The following is a 16,830-nucleotide window of genomic DNA, read 5'->3' as shown; positions in this document are numbered from 1 at the left end:
ACCTAGCTGTTGTAGTCGGTGTTGTAACGATCGAGAACTTCCGTGATGCTCGCATCGAGCACGAGGGAACCTCTGTCGAGATAGAGGCCACGAGTACAGAATCGACGCAAGTCGCGCTCGTTGTGGCTGACGAAGAACAGAGTGCGCCCCTCGGCGAGCAGCTCGTCGATTCGCTTATAGCACTTCTCGCGGAAGGCCTTGTCGCCGACGGCAAGCACCTCGTCGACGAGCAGGATGGGCTCGTCGAGCTGCGACACGACCGAGAACGCTAGCCGTACTTTCATGCCGTTGGAGAGGTGTTTGTAGGGCGTGTCCTCGAACCCGGCGAGTTCGGCGAAGGCGATGATGTCGTCGTAGCGTCTGGCAACCTCGGCCCGGGACATCCCGTGCAGACCGGCGGTCATCTTAACGTTCTCGCGCACAGTGAGGTCACCGACGAAGCCGCCGGTCAGCTCGATGAGCGGCGCCACCCCTCCGTGCACCTCGACATCGCCCTCGTCGGCGAGCAGAACTCCTGCGACCAGCCGGAGCAGCGTCGACTTTCCCTGACCGTTCCGTCCGACGACGCCAATTGACTCTCCAGGCTGCACCGAGAAACTCACGTTCCTCAGGATCCAGAACTCCTCCGGACGCGACCGTCGGGATGCCCCGGCGAACAGATCCTTGAAGCTTCGGCGTCCACGCCGATTGCGGCGGAAGTGCACCCCTAGTCCGTTCACCTCGATGGCAGCCGACATCACAGCTCCTTAAGGACAGGACGTTCGAGCTTCCGGAAGACCCAAGCTCCCAACCCCAGAATAAGCAGGCTCATGACAACGCTGATGACGACCGTCAAGGCGTGCCACTGGTCGGGAAAGAACGCCATCCGGTACAGGGTGAAGATTCCCGCAAGCGGGTTGAAGGCGCCGAGCGTCTCGAACACGCCGGGCAGATTCGAGACGTTGTAGATGATCGGCGTGGCGTAGAACAGCGCACGCAGGATGAGTCCCGTGGTGCGCTCGAGGTCGGCGTACAGTGCGCACAGCGGAGCGACGAGCAGCCCCAGGCCGACCAGCAGAATCGTCTGCAGCACAACTGCCACCGGCAACCAAAGAATTCCCCACCCGATGTGCGCGTGCTGGGCAGTATCCGTCTCGACCAACATGTTGATGATGACGAATATGGCGAGCACCGGCAGCGAGAACAGGAACTCAATCCCTTTGCTCAGCACAATGCGAGTTACCCAGATGGACCGCGGAATCGCGGTGGAGCGGACCAGTCTGGAGTCACGTTTGAAGGCTTTCGTGAAGTCGGAAACGCAGGAGTTGAACCACACCCATGGCAGCAGGCCGCTGATCAGAAAGATGATGTATGGGTCCTCGCCGACATCGCGTTGAAACACACGGGTGAAGACGAACCAGTAAATCGCACTCATCACGAGTGGGTCGAGCACCGACCACAAGTAGCCGAGCACGCTCGTGGAGTAGCGCACCTTCAGATCGCGGGCCGAGAGCAGCCATAAGGAATGTGCGTAGCGCTGTGGCGTGCCAGGGGCTCCGACTGAAGACCTGCTCATCCGTGCGTCAGTCGTCTTGGACGGCGAGGTCGTTGCGCCACATCGACAGCGCGGAGCCGATGGCCATGTGCATGTCGAGGTACTGGTAAGTGCCCAAGCGCCCACCGAAGTGCACGTCCTGCTCGCCCTTGGCGAGCTCGCGGTAGGCCAGCAGACCGTCGCGGTCGGCCGAGGTGTTCACCGGGTAGTAGGGTTCGTCGTCTCGGTTCGCGAAGCGCGAGAATTCCCGCATGATGACGGTCTTATCCTGAGCGAAGATCTCCTTGCGTTCGGGATGGAAGTGCTTGAACTCGTGGATGCGGGTGAAAGGCGCGTCCAGATCGGGGTAGTTCATGACGCTGGTGCCCTGGAAGTCGCTGGTATTCAGCACCTCCTGCTCGAAGTCGAGGGTGCGCCAACTGAGTGCGCCCTCTGCATAGTCGAAGTAGCGGTCGACGGGACCGGTGTAGACGATCGGAAGCTGTCCGACGGTGGCCCGCCTGTTGAGCGGCTGCGACTCGTCGAAGTAGTCGACGCCGAGCTTCACATCGATGTTCGGGTGATCGGCCATCCGCTCCAGCCATGCCGTGTAGCCCTCGGTCGGCAGACCCTCCCACGTGTCGTTGAAGTACCGGTTGTCGTATGTGTAGCGCACCGGAAGGCGGCTGACGATATCGCCGGAGAGCTTGTGCGGGTCGGTCTGCCACTGCTTGGCCGTGTAGTCGCGGAAGAACGCCTCGAACAGCGGGCGCCCCACCAGGGCGATGCCCTTCTCCTCGAAGTTCTGCGCGGTCTTCACGTCGAACTCGCCCGCCTGCTCCTTGATGAGCGCGCGCGCCTCGCTCGGCGAGTAGGCCGCCTGAAAGAACTGGTTGATCGTGCCGAGGTTCACCGGCATCGGGTACACGACGTCCTTGTGGTGCGTGTAGACCCGGTGCACGTAACTAGTGAAGGTCGTGAAGCGGTTCACGTACTCCCACACCGTCGGGTTGGACGTGTGGAACAGGTGCGCACCGTAGCGGTGCACCTCGATCCCGGTCTCAGGCTCCGCTTCGCTGTAGGCGTTGCCGCCGATGTGCGGGCGACGGTCGATGACGATCACCTTGCGTCCGGCTGCTGCCGCACGCTCAGCGACGGTGAGGCCGAAGAAACCCGATCCGACTACGAGAAGATCCATGGCTTAATCCTATCGGCGTGCGCGGCGCACGCCGGATTCGTATGCTTGGTGCAGTGACCATCGACATTATGCTGCCGTTCTGGGGCGAGCCTCGACTTCTGTTCGAGACCGTGACCTCCGTGCTCCGCCAAGACGACCCCGACTGGCGGCTGTTGGTCCTGGATGACGGATACCCCGACGACTCGGTCGCCCCGTGGTTCGAAGCCGTGCAGGATTCCCGTGTGCAGTATCGACGCAACGAACGCAATCTGGGGATAGTCGAGAACTTCCGGGCGAGCGTGGAGGCTGCTGAAGCCGAGTACCTCGTAGTCCTCGGTAGCGACGACCTACTGCACCCGGGCTACGTTCGCGCAGTCCACGCTCGGATCGAGCGGCACCCCGACGCCGATATCTTTCAACCCGGTGTCGTCGTCGTCGACGGAGAAGGACAGCCGAGCGAGCCCCCGGTCGACTGGGTAAAGCAGCGTATCCTGCGTCCGAAGGCGACTCACGGAGACGTCGTCCTGCAAGGCGAGGCCCTCGCGTCGAGTCTTTTACGCGGCAATTGGCTGTATTGGCCGTCCCTGGTGTTCCGGACTGCCGCAATACGCCGACACGATTTCCGGGACGATCTTCCGGTCATCCTGGATCTCGCGATCATTCTCGACATAGTGTTCGACGGCGGCTCCTTGGTCGCGATGCCGGAGACGGTCTTCTCGTATCGACGCCATGGAGCGAGCGCCTCGCAGAGGTCTCTGCTGGACGGATCGAGGTTCGCCGACGATCGAAGATTCTTTGACGAAGCTGCGACACGGTCGCGAGAGGCCGGTTGGCGCAAAGCCGCGCGGGCGGCGAGGATCAGGGTCTTCGCCCGACTTCACGCCTTCACGCAACTGCCCGCCGTGTTGCGGCGCGGTACACAGGCAGGACGGCGCTCCGCTCTGCGCCATATCTTCGGCGGGTGAATCTCCGGATTCAGTCGCCCGCGGCGCGGTACTGATCCTCGAGGGCGGAGACGCGATCCTCGAGCTGCTCCACGTTCGTATAAGCGATGGCAGTCTCCTCTGCGAGACGACGAACCTCGTCCTCAGCGGAGCTAAGCTCCCAGGACAGATGAAGAGCGACTCCCAAGAGGAGCAGAATCGCCATCGCGAAGAGGAGATTCGAGGGTAGCTGCACGCCCAGCAACTCCGTGAGCCTCAGGAGCAGATCGGGGAAGATCCCGACGATGATTACAGCGAGCGCAACAGCGATCCAGAGCACCGCGTATTTCTCGCGGAGTCGTCGGGTGAGAAGCATCCAGGTGACGATCGTGAGGATGCTGAGCGCCCCAATCACGCCGAGCACGACGATCATGCGGAGGCTTCCTCTCTGCTTCGCGGACGGCGCAGGATCGCGAGACCCAGCGCGAACACGCTGCGCATCAGATACACCGTCGCACCGAACGCGCCCTGACTAGGCCGTCCATGTTGCCGGGGCCGCATCGCGACAGGGATCTGCGTGACCGTGAGGCCGGCATGAACGGCTGTCACCAGCGAGTCCAGGGTGTCGCCGAGATACTCGGCCGGATAGTAACGCACATACTGATCTATCGCCCGGGTGTTCGCCGCCCGAAAGCCGCTGGTGACATCCGTGAGACGCGCCTTGGAGATCCGAGAGACCACGCGCGCCAATACGACCATCGCCCACCTGCGCGGCCCGCGCACACTGTAGGTGCCGGTGTCGGCAAAGCGCGCGCCGATGGAGATGTCGGCGTGGTCGAGACCGGCGAGCACGTTCGCGATGTCTTCCGGGTCGTGCTGCCCATCGGCGTCCACCTGAATGACCCGGCGATATCCGTGTCGCTGAGCGTAGGTGAATCCCGCGCGCATGGCTCCGCCCACTCCGAGGTTGAAAGGAAGCCCGAGCACCGTCGCCCCGGCTTGGCGCGCGACACTGCCGGTGTCGTCGGTCGAGCCGTCGTCGATGACGACGACGTCGTATTGAGCTGATGCGGCGTAGATCTCACGGACGGTCTTGCCGACGTTGTGTTCCTCGTTCCACGCCGGAACCAGAACCAGAACCCGATCGTCCATCGCCGTCATCAGGTCCCTCTCCGTTTCGTCAACCGCACGCAACCACCTCATACAGTCTCGCATAGCCCTCGCTGTCGACGAGACGTACGGCCGTTGAGCCTGAGAGCCCCTGCAGTCCCGGCAGCGGATGACTCCCGCCATGCACCTCGCGCTCCCCGAAATCGAGCACGTAACCGACGCCCAGGCGATCGACGGCTTCACACACCTGCGGCACGCGTGCGGCGTCATCGAGGTTCTCGTTGATCACATCCACATCCGGCGCACTCTCCATGAGTACATGCGGCATGAGCACCCTGCGGTTCGCGATCGCGAATGCGAGACTTGTGCCCGTGTAGGGGTTGCCCGCCACTACAGCACCTGTGGGCACGTGCTTGTCGAGCCGTTTCAGGAGCGTCAGCTCGTCCACGCTCAGCAGAGGGGAGTCAGCCCCCAAGGCGAATGACTCGGCTGCCTGCTGTTCCGCATCGGGCAGCGCCTGAGAAGCGAACGCAGGCACCGCGAGCACCGTCGCGAGAACGCCGACCGCGAAGCGACCGTAAGCAGGAACGGCCATCCGCCTCAATATCGTGTGCACCGCCTCAGCCGTGCGTGCGATTCCGAGCGCCGCGAGCGGAACGAGAGCGATGACGAACAGGGAGGCCAACCGCGGCCAGTTGTTGTACCAGCTGCCCGTGAGCGCATCTCGCAGCGTCTGCCAGATGACCGCCGACACGACGACAAACAATGTCGCCCCCACCAGCCAGATGCCTGCCACGACGAACCCTCTCGACGACTGTTCGCGCAGCACCCAGGCGAGGCCGATCAACACGGACAGACCGACGAGCCAGGCTGCGGACGGATAGCCCACCTGGACCATCAGGGCTCGCATCGCCGCCGTCGGCAAATCGGTCACCGTGGGCCAGCCTCGCGTGGACAGCGGCGGGCGCAGAACACGCAGCAGCAGGATGCCGAGGATGGCGTACGCGAGCAGCATCGCCACTATCCACGCTCGGATCCCTCGCCCAGGGGCTCGTCGCCACAGCTCGGCTGCGAATGCCAGCACCATCGGCAAGGACAACGCCATCCAACCCACGAAGCCACCCGGGTGCGCGATGACGATTCCTGGAAGGGCTCCGACGAGCAGCAGCCCCCAGTAGCCTGGTGTCACCGATCCGCGGTCTCCGATGCCGAGCAGACAGGCCGTCACCGCAAGCGTCGCCGGCAGCAGTGCCAGCGCGAGCTGGTATGGATAGAGAACCCCGTAGTCCATCATCAGCAGAGGGAACGCCGGCACGGACACCGCCACGACTCCCGCAGCGACGATCACGGCTGGAGTGGTCCCTATCAGCACGCGTGAGAGCAGGATCGCTCCAAGAGGCCAGATCACCGCTGCGATGATGATGGTCTGCGCGTTCACTGCAGCGAGGATGCTGGATCCGGACAGTTGGACTACGAGGGCTGCGGTCGAGTGCCATCCCGTGGGGTAGAACTGCGGCGTCGCTTCGAAGCTGGTCATCCGGCCGATCGCCAATGGCGAGACATCCCCGGTGTCCAGCGCGTACCGGATGGCGTTCAGGTGGAAGATGTTATCGAACGTCTGCGAAAGCGCCTCCGGGCGTCCGATTACGCTGCCTGCGGCGACAGCGAGGACGATCCCCGCCACGGCTGCGACTCCCCACGTCCACCATCTGTGGCGCGCGGGAAAGCAGACCGTGCCTCGGGAGCCGCTCAGGCCTCTGACGACGACGATTCCGGCGGCGATGATCAGGGCGACGATGACGGGTGGCAGCAAGGACCAGCGGAACCCGACCCAACCCGCGACAGTGGCGGAGATGCCGATCACCGATGTGGCCAGCAGCGGTGTGAGAGCGGCGGCCCAGAGCCCTCTCAGCCCGATCAGCATGGCGAGCGGAAGCCCGAGTCCGGCGTAGCAGCCGACGAGCGCAAGGGCTGGGCAGACCAGGCCGATCAATTCCATGTAGGCGCATCCCTTCGACGTTGCCACGCCAAGGATAGGGCGCGACGGCTGACAGTCCGAACGATGTGAAACGATGGATGCATGCTCGGCCTTGCCACAGCCTCACACATCACTGATCGACAGTGCCGTGTCTGGCGATGGCCATCCGCCGTCGGTCGGAACAGCCGATGACGCCTCCCGCACAGGGTGTACGCGGCGGTCTCGGATGGGTAGTGCTGGCGACCGCTGTCGCAGGGATACTCGGTTATGCCGTGCAGGTGCTCGCTCCCGCGCTGCTCGTGGACCGCGGCACGTATATCGCGTTCTCCGTCCTGTGGTCTGCCGTGTATCTGTGCGGCTCCGCGATGTCCGGCGTACAGCAGGAGATCAGTCGCGCCGTACATCCCGCGCTCGAGCGCATCGTCGATTCGCCACTACGGTCATTCACATGGGGGGCTGGGATTGTCGCAGTCCTGATCGGACTGCTCACCGGGGCGGGACTCGCGCTCTCGGTCGTACCCGGTGATCTTATGGCCCTGTCCGGCGCAGTGGGGATCGCACTGGTTGGATACCTCATTACCACGGTGCTCACCGGGGTCCTTTACGGCCTCGCGCTTTGGCGCCAGGTGGCCGCACTGGTGATCCTCGATGCGACTCTCCGCGCCGCGGCGTTGACGCTCGCATTCGCTTTCCAGATGCCGATCGAGGTGCTCGCGCTCGTGATCAGCTTTCCCTTCGTGCTGGCCCCCGCGGCGGTGTGGCTGATCGTGAGGAGCCGCATCACCGGCGGCCACATCCTCGATGTCTCGTTCATGGAGCTGGTCGGAAACATCCTGCGGACTGTCGCGGCTGCGGCGTGTATGGGTGCGATGATCAGTGGGCTCCCTCTGCTCATCGGCCTGACGAAGGGATCCTCGGCAGAGGCAGTGCTGGGCGCAGTGATACTCGCGATCACACTCACGCGCGCCCCGATCGTGGTCCCGGTGATCGCCCTGCAGAGCTTTCTCATCTCGGCGATCTTCCGCGGTCGCCCGCACCCCGCTCCGAGGATCGTGGTGCGCCTGCTGCTGCTCGCGCTCGTGGGGATCGTCGTCCTCGCCGGGCTCGCTTCCCTCATCGGCCCTTGGATCATCCAGCTGGTCTCCGCGGGCAGGTTCGAGGTCTCGCCCGGGATGATGGCGATCATCGTGCTCAGTGGCGGCCTCGTGGCCATCATGTGCATCAGTGGTCCCGCACTCATCGCCGCGAGACGGCATACCGCGAACCTCATCGGCTGGGCCGTCGCCGCGGCGCTGACGATGCTGTGTCTGTTGTTTCCGCTCGAAATCCTGCTGAAGGTGAGCATCGCCATAGTCGTCCCTGCGATAGCGGGCATCTCGGTGCATCTGGTGTCTTTGCTGCGCCGCACTGGCACCGCGTGAATCGGCTTTCCGCGCCCCGCATGAGAGGATTCTCTTGTGAAGGGCATTATTCTTGCGGGAGGTTCAGGGACTCGTCTGCATCCGATCACACTCGGTGTGTCGAAGCAGCTGGTCCCGGTGTTCGATAAGCCGATGGTGTACTACCCACTGTCGACTCTGATGCTCGCAGGCGTGCGTGAGGTGCTGGTGATCACAACACCTCACGATGCAGAGCACTTTGAACGGCTCCTCGGCGACGGCTCGCAGTTCGGCATCTCTCTGTCGTTCGCTCAGCAGCCGTCGCCGGACGGACTGGCTCAGGCGTTCACGATCGGTGCTGATTTCATCGGAGCCGACAGCGTGGCTCTGGTGCTCGGGGACAATCTCCTTTACGGCCCGGGGCTGGGAACGCAGCTCGAGCGCTACGCAGAGGTGGATGGCGGCGCTGTATTCGCATACTGGGTCGCGGAGCCGTCCGCATACGGAGTCGTCGAGTTCGATGTCGGCGGCGCTGCAGTGTCGCTCGAGGAGAAGCCGCAGCAGCCGCGCAGCAATTACGCGGTGCCCGGACTGTATTTCTATGACAACGACGTGGTCGAGATCGCCAAGACTCTGGAACCGAGCGAGAGAGGTGAGCTCGAGATCACAGATGTAAACCGGGCATACCTGGAGCGTGGAAGGCTGCAGGTGGAGGTGCTGCCCCGGGGCACCGCCTGGCTGGACACCGGCACTTTCGATCAGATGCTCGATGCCGCGGAGTACGTCCGCACGATGGAGCGACGCACGGGCATGAAGATCGGGGTGCCGGAAGAGGTCGCGTGGCGCAAGGGGTTCTTGAACGACGATGAGCTTCGGGAACGCGCCAACACACTGGTCAAATCTGGGTACGGCTCCTATCTGCTCGACCTGTTGAAGCGAGGACGCTCATGACCCATCTGCTGATCACAGGCGGCGCCGGATTCATCGGCTCGAATTTCGTGCACCACGTGATCGCTCGCACGGATCACACAGCGACCGTCCTGGACAAGCTCACCTACGCCGGCAATCGTGAGTCCCTGGCGGGGCTTCCCGAGGATCGGGTCGAATTCATCGAGGGTGACATCGCGGATTCCGCCTTGGTAGACTCACTTGTGGCCGACTCAGACGCGGTCGTGCACTACGCAGCGGAGTCGCACAACGACAACTCCCTGCACGATCCGCGTCCTTTCCTCGACACGAACATCATCGGAACTTACACACTGCTGGAGGCCGTCCGGCGGCACAATACGCGGTTCCACCACATCTCCACGGATGAGGTGTACGGGGACTTGGAACTCGATGATCCGCAGCGCTTCACCGAGCAGACAGCGTACAACCCGTCTTCGCCGTACTCCTCAACCAAAGCGAGCTCCGATCTGCTGGTGCGCGCGTGGGTGCGCTCGTTCGGGGTGAGAGCCACGATCTCGAACTGCTCGAACAACTATGGCCCGTACCAACATGTCGAGAAGTTCATCCCACGCCAGATCACGAACGTGCTCCGCGGCGTCCGCCCGAAGCTGTACGGAGCCGGTCACAATGTCCGGGACTGGATTCACGCGGATGATCACTCCTCTGCTGTGCTGACGATCCTCGAGAAGGGACGCCTCGGTGAGACCTACCTAATTGGCGCCGACGGCGAGAAGGACAACAGGTCCGTCATCGAGCTCATCCTCACGCTAATGGGCGAACCAGCCGATGCGTACGATCACGTGACGGACCGACCGGGACACGATCTGCGCTATGCCATCGACTCCACCAAGCTCCGCGAAGAGCTCCGCTGGATGCCGCAGTACGGCGACTTCGAAGCAGGGCTGCGCGCAACCATCGAGTGGTATAGGGAGAACGAGAACTGGTGGGCACCAGCCAAGGAGGCCACCGAAGCCTTCTATGCGGAGAAGAGGCAATGAGCATCGACTTCGGCAAGACCCTCAGCTCCGCGCCGACGACGATCCCCGGGCTCACGGTGATCGATCTTCCCGTCCATGGCGACAGGCGGGGCTGGTTCAAGGAGAACTGGCAACGCGAGAAGATGGTCGCCGCCGGGCTGCCGGACTTCGGGCCAGTGCAGAACAACATCTCGTTCAACGATGCTATGGGAACCACGCGCGGCATCCACGCCGAGCCGTGGGACAAGTATGTCTCGGTCGCGACCGGCTGCATCTTCGGTGCCTGGGTGGATCTGCGCGAGGGTCCGACATTCGGCACGGTGTTCACCACCGAGATCGATCCCTCACGCGCGATCTTCGTGCCGCGAGGCGTCGGGAACGCTTACCAGACGCTTGAAGCGGACACGGCATACGTCTACCTCGTCAACGATCACTGGGCTGCGGAAGGCACCGACTACGCATTCCTCAATCTTGCTGACGAGACCGTGGAGATCGAATGGCCGATCCCGCTCGATCAGGTCGAGATCTCGAACAAGGACAGGGATCATCCCCGCCTCGCGTCCGTGGCTCCCATCGCACCCCGCAAAATCCTCGTTCTGGGTGCGAACGGTCAGCTCGGCCGGTCGCTGCGCGCGGAGTTCGGAGATGCAGGACACATCGAATACATGAGTCGCGCGGACCTCGACGTCACCGCACGTGGCCTGGAGTCCGCCCGCAGATGGCGCGACTACGGCGTCATCATCAACGCCGCAGCACATACCTCCGTCGATGAGGCTGAGACGGCCGAAGGACGGTTGTCGGCCTGGGCCGCGAACGCAGCCGCACCCGCATCGTTGGCTCGCATCGCCGCAGAGAACCGCATCATCCTCGTCCATGTCTCCAGCGACTACGTCTTCGACGGATCGTCTGAGCGCCCCTACCGCGAGGATGACCCTATGACCCCGCTCGGCGTCTACGGCCAGTCGAAGGCGGCCGGCGACCTCGCTGTCGCGACCGCACCGCGACACTACATCGTCCGCACGTCCTGGGTGATCGGCGACGGCGACAACTTCGTGCGGACGATGGTGTCCCTCGCCGAACGCGGCATCGATCCGAAGGTCGTGGATGACCAGTTCGGGCGTCTCACCTTCACTGCGGACCTCGCGCGCGGCATCCGCCATCTCCTTGATGCCGACGCTCCGTACGGCACGTACAACTTGACCAGCGGTGGTGACACCGTCAGCTGGGCGGACATCGCTGAGGCGGTGTTCGAGGCCACCGGACACGACCCCGCGCGCGTCAGCCCCGTGAGTACAGCTGCCTACTACTCGAGCGCGTCAGGCCCGATCGCGGTGCGGCCGCGGAACAGTACGCTGGATCTCAGCAAGATCGAAGAAACCGGCTACTCACCGGGTGGATCGGCTGCGCTGTCCGTCTACCTTGAGAACTCTGGATGAGGGCCGCACGGAGCATCCGCTCTGATCGGTTCCTGCACTGGTTGCGCGATGACGATCGATGGGCGCGCGTCCTGCTGCTGTTCCTGTTCATCGTGCTGGTGCTGACCGGCACGACGACGGCAAACATCACGCAGGAGTATCTGCAGCCGACCGTCGGCGGTCGTGCGGGTGTGCTCTTCGGCACTCCTCAGGAGATCCGATGGGATGAATACCTGTCCGGCAGCCCTCTCTACATGTCGATCATGGCAACGCATGGGCTGCCATCACTCTCGCCGCTCGCCGAGCAGGCCGGCCTCGCCATGCGGTACAGCGAGGGTGGAGTATTCGGCTCCATCGTCTTCCTCGACGGCACGATTCTCCGCCTCGCCGGGTTCCTGCCCGAACCGCTCCTGTTCAGCCTGCACTGGTGGCTGCCGACGTTCCTGTTCCTCTGGGCTCTGCCCATCTGGTTCCGCCAGCTGGGCTTCAGCAGCCGGGCAGGCTGGCTGGCCGGACTCATCATTGCCACGTCGCCGTCGGTCGCGTGGTGGTCCCTTCAGCCGGTGAATATCATGGGCTTCACCCTCGCGGGGTGTACTCTCCTTCTGGCCGGCTTCCGTCGTGTTCGTAATGGCCAGATCCTCAGAACCGTGCCTTTCGGCGTCCTGTCCGCCACCCTCCTGGCCAGCATGCCGTCCGCTTACCTGATCTGGTCCCTCATCCTGGGATTTCCGCTGCTCGTCGTCAGCGTACTCAGGATTCTGCTCGACCGAAGCACTCGGGTCGCTGTCCGCTGGGGATACGCGGGATCAGTCGGAGCCGCAACGCTCGGCCTCGCTTTAGGCGCGTTCCTCGACGTCAGCAGAGGCGTCTCGGCTCTTTCCGGGACGATCTATCCGGGTGATCGCAGGACTCCGTCCAGTCCCACGCCTTTCGAGGCGATGTTCGGCGCTTCTGCATCCCACGCAGCCTCAAACGGCGAGATCTCTCCGCAGTGGAAGGCGCTGACGGGAATCGGCAACCACAGCGAGCTCGCCATGTCCTGGGCGATATCTTTCGTCGTGCTCGCGCTGCTGATCACCCGCATCTGGCCGCACCTCACCGGGCGCTCCTGGCGCGGATGGCTTCCGGTGAGCCTGCTTCTCGTCTGGGGGCTCATCTGGCTCTCCTGGTCTGTGCTGTCGTTCGGCGATCTAAGCGCCGGCCTCCCGGTCTTCGCGCAGGTTCCGTCACTCCGGGCTGCCCAAGTCGTCGGGATCATCGGTGTGCTCGCGATCTGCCTGGCGATCCCCGAGCTGCAGCTCTCGAACTGTCGCATCGTGGTGACAGCCGTCGTCGCAGGAACGGTGACGCTGTATGCGTCCTCGCTGCTTCAGCGGCTGGCCGTCCCCGACATGTCCACGCTTTGGGTCTGGGCGGCAGGAGTCGGCACCGCACTCGCGGTATACATCGCCTTGCGCTGGCCCCGCAGCATGTGGGCCAGCGCCGTGGTCGCCGCACTTGCTTTCGTCCAGGTCGCCGGTGCCGTCGCCGTCTCCACCGGAGTCGGCTCGTATCGCGACTCGGCGCCGGCTGAATACATCTCTGCGGCCGCTGCCGACGCGAGAGCCGACGGTTCTGTGTGGGCCAGCGACTTCCGCGCCATGGATGCCATGATGCTCGCCAACGGGATGCCATCGCTCACGGGGCAGCAGCTGTCCGGCCCGGTCCGCTCCGAGTGGCTGCGCCTGGATCCGTCCGGCTCGGCCGAGAACGCCTGGAACCGCGGCGGAAGCCGCATCCGCGCCACCTGGCGCGATGCGCCCGGCATCGACATCACCAGCAACGGATACAACGTGATCACGATTGATGCGAATCCGTGCAGTCTCCGTGATGCGTACCCGGATTTGACCACGATTCTGTCCAAGCAGAGCCTCATGCAACCGTGCCTTCACGAAGTCGCGATGATCTCGTGGAAGGATGGAGCCGTGCATGCATATGAGTTCACAGGAGAGGACTGAGATGTCCACCGCGCTACTCGGCCACACAGGTTTCGTCGGATCGAACCTTCTCGACGCCAAGGGGTTCGACGATCTCTACAACACCTCGAACGTCCAGGACATCGTCGGCCGCGAGTACGACCTCGTCGTCGTTGCAGCCAGTCGTGCCGATTCATTCCGGATCAACAACCATGGCTCTGACGATCTCGCCGAGATCGACGCCCTGATCGATCTCGTCGAGAAGGCCCGGGTCCGCAAGCTCGTGCTGATATCCACGGTCTGCGTATATCCCGCGGGTGGCGCACCCGATGAGAAGATGCCGCTAAGCGCTTCCGGTCTGACGCCATACGGAGCGAACCGTCTCCACCAGGAACGCCGTATGCAAGCGGCGTTCGACACGCTGGTGGTCCGCCTGCCTCAACTCTACGGATCCAGACTGCGCAAGGGCGTCGTCTACGATCTGGCGAACGAATACCGCGTCGAGTACATCCGCCCTCAGACGGCTTACCAGCATTACGACGTGCGAAACCTGTGGCGAGATGTGAGTACGGCGCTGACTTCCGGACTGGAATCCCTGAATGTCGCGACGCCTCCCATCACCAATGCTGAACTCGCCCGTGAGGTGTTCGGTCTCGACCTCTCCGGCCAGATTCCCGCTGAACCAGAATCGCCTTTCGCGCAGCAGTACACGCGGAACATGACCACCAGGCACTCGACACTATTCGGCGGCGAAGGCGAGTACCTGTGCAGCAGGGACTCGGAGATCGCGCAACTGAGTCGGTTCGTCCAGGGTATGCGCACAATCGACGAAGGGACTCGCTGATGTACCGTGACCACAAAGTCTCCGCCATCGTCACGTGCTCGGGAAAGGGAACGCGGTTCGGCAGCAATAAACTGCTCGTCGAACTCGGCGGAATCACCATCCTGGAGCGTACGGTGAGGGCGATGCTCGTGCCGGCGGTCGACGAGCTGATCGTAACCATCAGCAGTGAGAACGAAGAGGTCTACCGGCGCATACTCATCGATGATGCTGCACTCCCGGTGTCGCTTGTTCCTGGCGGCGCGGAGCGTCACATCAGTGCGATGAACGGTCTGGAGGCGACCACGGGCGATATCGTCGTCGTGCACGATGGCGTGCGCCCCTTCGTCACGGAAGACCTCATCATGAAGGTGATCGATTCGGCGATCGACCACGGCTCGGCCATGCTCGGCATGCCCAGCACTGTTCAGGTGAAACTGGTCGATGACGAGGGGTTCATTCAGGGGTCCCTCGATCGTGAGCATTCCTGGTTGGGGCAGACGCCTCAAGCGTTTCGGCGTGATCTGCTTCGCGCCTCCTACGAGTCCGCCGTAGCCGATCGGTACCAGCGGGTCAGCGATGATGCCGACCTGGTTCATGAGTACACCAGTACCCGGGCCCGCATTCTGCCCGGGCACGTCAACAACATCAAGATCACCACTCCTCAGGATCTCGGGACTGCGCGTCTGATCATCGAGGAGAACGACCGGACATGACCGGGCCCTCAACGCTCAAGGTCAGCGTCGTCGTCGCAACCTACAAGTCGGGCGGTGGTCTCGATCGCCTGGTCGCATCCTTGGATGCGCAATCGCTTCCTGCTGCGGACTGGGAGGTGATCTTCGTGGATGACGGCTCACCGGACGAGACCTGGGACCGGCTGCTCCGCATCCAGGCGGATCGGACGAACGTCCGCCTGGAGCGGATCGAGAACTCCGGCTGGCCGTGCCGACCTCGCAACGTGGGCACCGATCTGGCGCTCGGCGAGTACGTGGCCTACATGGACCACGACGACGAGCTGTACCCGAACGCACTCCGTGACGCCTACGCGTTCGCGAAGGCCCATGGTGCCGATGCGCTGAACGGCAAGGAAGCCAGGACGACGGACATCGGCTGGGCTCTCGACTCGTACCCGATGGACATGCCGCAGACGCTCGACCGCACCGAACAGTTTTGCCTTTCTCCCACCAACCCCCACAAGCTGTACCGCAGGGAGTTCCTCAATCAACACGGAATCAGGTTCCGCGAGGGTGGCCGCGTGCTCTGGGAGGATGTCTTCTTCAACGTGCTGGTCGCCAAGTACGCCGAAGTCATCTCGACAATGGCGGGCACCCCGTACTACCACTGGTGCACCACGAAAGGAAGCGGCTCGACGTCGTTCCTTAGGTCGCAGACGGAATGGTGGCGCTGGCTCGAGGAGATGGTCGTCGCCATCGAGGGCGATCTCACCTCCGACCATCTCCTCGCCCAGAGAACGGTACTGATGGAGCATCAATACCGTTCACGTCTTATCGATACCTTCAATAACCGCTATGCACTGCGGGCTCCCGACGAGAAGAAGATGATCTTCGAACGCGCCCGGAGGATCCAGGCGCTGCACTTCCCCGAACGTTACGATCAGGCCCTCAGCACCAGTGGGCGAATGCGGGCGATTCTCTTGAGGCGGGGTTATCGGCACCTCTTGGAACGCCTGACTGTCGACGATCCGAACATCCCTGGTCGCCCTCGGATCACCGAGGTGAAGTGGGAGCAGGGCGCCTTTCGGCTGAAGACGATGGCCGACTGGACAGACGCGAACGGAAACAGTTATCGACTTCGACGTCAAGGCGATCGCTTGTTCAGGGACATCGATCCCCGCTACGGCGACGTGGTTGGAAGCCATCTACTCGACATGACGGATGAGATCCGCGCCTCGAGCCTCAGTCTCCTCGTTCGATCGGTGAGGACGAAGGTGGCGTGGGCGGTCCCTTCGGAGAGCGTCCCATGGCTCGCCAAGACTGGTGTCGATTGGGGTGTGCGGGGTCACGCGACCGTCGACCCTGTTTCCGCCGCGATGGGACAGCCTCTGGAGCGTTCCGTGTGGGAGCTCGGCGCACGTTGCGCACTTCCCGGTTCGTCCCAGTATCGGCTGGCTCGCTCGCAGACGTTGCGCCCCGCAGTGCATGTCGACGCAGACGGCGCCATGGCCGTGTACGCACGCCAGGATGGCGTCGTCATCCTCGACTTCGATCAGACCGAGTCCACCCTGGTCCGACTGCTGCAGCCTGTCGGTGCGCCGACGCGCGACGGAACGACGCTTCGGATCGAACTGTCGGGCCTAACCGCGGATGTCGACACCCGGATCAGCACCAGGGTCGATATCGACCCGCGAAGCACAGTCCACCGTGCCGCTGCGTTGCTCGGTTCTCTGCTCCGCCGCCCGCGCAACGCCCACACGACCGATCGCAGCGGGTGGCGCACAATCGACGCGGTGCTCCACGTCGAGTCCGGCCGTGGCTTTCTCGAGTTCGAGGCCGCACCGCGTGCGAGCATGCGCATCCGCCTCGGAGAACGCGTTCCGGGTTCACGTGGGGTGTACGGGCTACGCAGTTTCGGCAGAACGTCTCACACGGGTCGACGCCACGGCTGAGCCGCG

At 63.4% G+C, this 16,830-nt stretch carries 15 protein-coding genes; 9 read left to right on the top strand and 6 right to left on the bottom strand.

What is annotated here, in order from left to right:
* Window positions 1-2: 2 nt before the first annotated feature.
* The 3 genes from FM104_RS07040 to glf are packed head-to-tail and all read right to left on the bottom strand — an operon-like array spanning window position 3 to window position 2,711.
* A complete protein-coding gene (locus FM104_RS07040; RefSeq protein ID WP_087130726.1) occupies window positions 3-737 on the bottom strand; it encodes an ABC transporter ATP-binding protein in 735 nt (244 codons plus the stop codon).
* Window positions 737-1,555, bottom strand: coding sequence for an ABC transporter permease (locus FM104_RS07035; protein WP_087130725.1), 819 nt, complete (start codon window positions 1,553-1,555; stop codon window positions 737-739). The genes FM104_RS07040 and FM104_RS07035 overlap by 1 nt, the downstream gene beginning before the upstream one ends.
* A 7-nt stretch (window positions 1,556-1,562) precedes the next feature.
* Window positions 1,563-2,711 carry a UDP-galactopyranose mutase gene (gene glf / locus FM104_RS07030; protein WP_087130724.1) on the bottom strand — a complete coding sequence of 383 codons (1,149 nt, stop codon included), beginning with the start codon at window positions 2,709-2,711 and terminating at the stop codon, window positions 1,563-1,565.
* Between the two features lie 53 nt (window positions 2,712-2,764).
* On the opposite strand from glf, the gene FM104_RS07025 reads away from it, so the two are divergent.
* Window positions 2,765-3,655: a glycosyltransferase family 2 protein gene (locus FM104_RS07025; protein WP_087131177.1), complete on the top strand. Its 891-nt coding sequence runs from the start codon at window positions 2,765-2,767 to the stop codon at window positions 3,653-3,655.
* Window positions 3,656-3,665: 10 nt separating this feature from the next.
* Here the strand turns inward: FM104_RS07025 and FM104_RS07020 are convergent, their stop codons facing one another.
* From FM104_RS07020 to FM104_RS07010, 3 genes are read right to left on the bottom strand one after another with little or no spacing between them, the layout of a single operon-like run.
* Window positions 3,666-4,046: a DUF2304 domain-containing protein gene (locus FM104_RS07020; protein ID WP_087130723.1), complete on the bottom strand. Its 381-nt coding sequence runs from the start codon at window positions 4,044-4,046 to the stop codon at window positions 3,666-3,668.
* Window positions 4,043-4,774, bottom strand: a complete 732-nt coding sequence (locus FM104_RS07015; RefSeq protein WP_087130722.1) for a glycosyltransferase family 2 protein — start codon at window positions 4,772-4,774, stop codon at window positions 4,043-4,045. The genes FM104_RS07020 and FM104_RS07015 overlap by 4 nt, the downstream gene beginning before the upstream one ends.
* 19 nt (window positions 4,775-4,793) lie before the next feature.
* Entirely contained in the window at window positions 4,794-6,749 is a 1,956-nt protein-coding gene (locus FM104_RS07010; RefSeq protein ID WP_143738272.1) for a DUF6541 family protein, read from the bottom strand.
* 140 nt (window positions 6,750-6,889) lie between these two features.
* On the opposite strand from FM104_RS07010, the gene FM104_RS07005 reads away from it, so the two are divergent.
* Genes FM104_RS07005 through FM104_RS06970 form a run of 8 tightly spaced genes read left to right on the top strand, consistent with a single transcriptional unit; the run spans window position 6,890 to window position 16,824 of the window.
* Window positions 6,890-8,122, top strand: a complete 1,233-nt coding sequence (locus FM104_RS07005; RefSeq protein ID WP_143738270.1) for a hypothetical protein — start codon at window positions 6,890-6,892, stop codon at window positions 8,120-8,122.
* Window positions 8,123-8,158: 36 nt separating this feature from the next.
* The gene (rfbA, locus tag FM104_RS07000) at window positions 8,159-9,031 is read left to right on the top strand and encodes a glucose-1-phosphate thymidylyltransferase RfbA (RefSeq protein WP_087130719.1); all 873 of its coding nucleotides are present in this window, start codon (window positions 8,159-8,161) and stop codon (window positions 9,029-9,031) included.
* Entirely contained in the window at window positions 9,028-10,026 is a 999-nt protein-coding gene (rfbB, locus tag FM104_RS06995; RefSeq protein ID WP_087130718.1) for a dTDP-glucose 4,6-dehydratase, read from the top strand. Before rfbA ends, rfbB begins: the two co-directional genes overlap by 4 nt.
* Window positions 10,023-11,441: a sugar nucleotide-binding protein gene (locus FM104_RS06990; protein ID WP_087130717.1), complete on the top strand. Its 1,419-nt coding sequence runs from the start codon at window positions 10,023-10,025 to the stop codon at window positions 11,439-11,441. Before rfbB ends, FM104_RS06990 begins: the two co-directional genes overlap by 4 nt.
* On the top strand, window positions 11,438-13,420 hold the full coding sequence (locus tag FM104_RS06985) for a DUF7657 domain-containing protein (RefSeq protein ID WP_087130716.1): 1,983 nt from the start codon (window positions 11,438-11,440) through the stop codon (window positions 13,418-13,420). Before FM104_RS06990 ends, FM104_RS06985 begins: the two co-directional genes overlap by 4 nt.
* Before the next feature lies 1 nt (window position 13,421).
* Window positions 13,422-14,222, top strand: a complete 801-nt coding sequence (locus FM104_RS06980) for an NAD-dependent epimerase/dehydratase family protein (RefSeq protein WP_179206709.1) — start codon at window positions 13,422-13,424, stop codon at window positions 14,220-14,222.
* Entirely contained in the window at window positions 14,222-14,914 is a 693-nt protein-coding gene (locus FM104_RS06975; RefSeq protein ID WP_087130714.1) for an IspD/TarI family cytidylyltransferase, read from the top strand. Before FM104_RS06980 ends, FM104_RS06975 begins: the two co-directional genes overlap by 1 nt.
* Window positions 14,911-16,824: a glycosyltransferase family 2 protein gene (locus tag FM104_RS06970; RefSeq protein ID WP_087130713.1), complete on the top strand. Its 1,914-nt coding sequence runs from the start codon at window positions 14,911-14,913 to the stop codon at window positions 16,822-16,824. Before FM104_RS06975 ends, FM104_RS06970 begins: the two co-directional genes overlap by 4 nt.
* Window positions 16,825-16,830: the final 6 nt, after the last annotated feature.

The sequence above is a fragment of the Microbacterium esteraromaticum genome, from assembly GCF_900163815.1.
Classification (GTDB): Bacteria; Actinomycetota; Actinomycetes; order Actinomycetales; family Microbacteriaceae; genus Microbacterium; species Microbacterium esteraromaticum_B.
This window is presented reverse-complemented; position numbering and strand designations above follow the sequence as displayed.

Excerpts from the sequence above, each read along its gene's own strand:
- FM104_RS07040 (WP_087130726.1), bottom strand. The coding sequence starts at position 737 with ATGTCGGCTGCCATCGAGGTGAACGGACTAGGGGTGCACTTCCGCCGC.
- FM104_RS07035 (WP_087130725.1), bottom strand. The coding sequence starts at position 1,555 with ATGAGCAGGTCTTCAGTCGGAGCCCCTGGCACGCCACAGCGCTACGCA.
- glf (WP_087130724.1), bottom strand. The coding sequence starts at position 2,711 with ATGGATCTTCTCGTAGTCGGATCGGGTTTCTTCGGCCTCACCGTCGCT.
- FM104_RS07020 (WP_087130723.1), bottom strand. The coding sequence starts at position 4,046 with ATGATCGTCGTGCTCGGCGTGATTGGGGCGCTCAGCATCCTCACGATC.
- FM104_RS07015 (WP_087130722.1), bottom strand. The coding sequence starts at position 4,774 with ATGACGGCGATGGACGATCGGGTTCTGGTTCTGGTTCCGGCGTGGAAC.
- FM104_RS07005 (WP_143738270.1), top strand. The coding sequence starts at position 6,890 with ATGACGCCTCCCGCACAGGGTGTACGCGGCGGTCTCGGATGGGTAGTG.
- rfbB (WP_087130718.1), top strand. The coding sequence starts at position 9,028 with ATGACCCATCTGCTGATCACAGGCGGCGCCGGATTCATCGGCTCGAAT.
- FM104_RS06990 (WP_087130717.1), top strand. The coding sequence starts at position 10,023 with ATGAGCATCGACTTCGGCAAGACCCTCAGCTCCGCGCCGACGACGATC.
- FM104_RS06985 (WP_087130716.1), top strand. The coding sequence starts at position 11,438 with ATGAGGGCCGCACGGAGCATCCGCTCTGATCGGTTCCTGCACTGGTTG.
- FM104_RS06980 (WP_179206709.1), top strand. The coding sequence starts at position 13,422 with ATGTCCACCGCGCTACTCGGCCACACAGGTTTCGTCGGATCGAACCTT.
- FM104_RS06975 (WP_087130714.1), top strand. The coding sequence starts at position 14,222 with ATGTACCGTGACCACAAAGTCTCCGCCATCGTCACGTGCTCGGGAAAG.
- FM104_RS06970 (WP_087130713.1), top strand. The coding sequence starts at position 14,911 with ATGACCGGGCCCTCAACGCTCAAGGTCAGCGTCGTCGTCGCAACCTAC.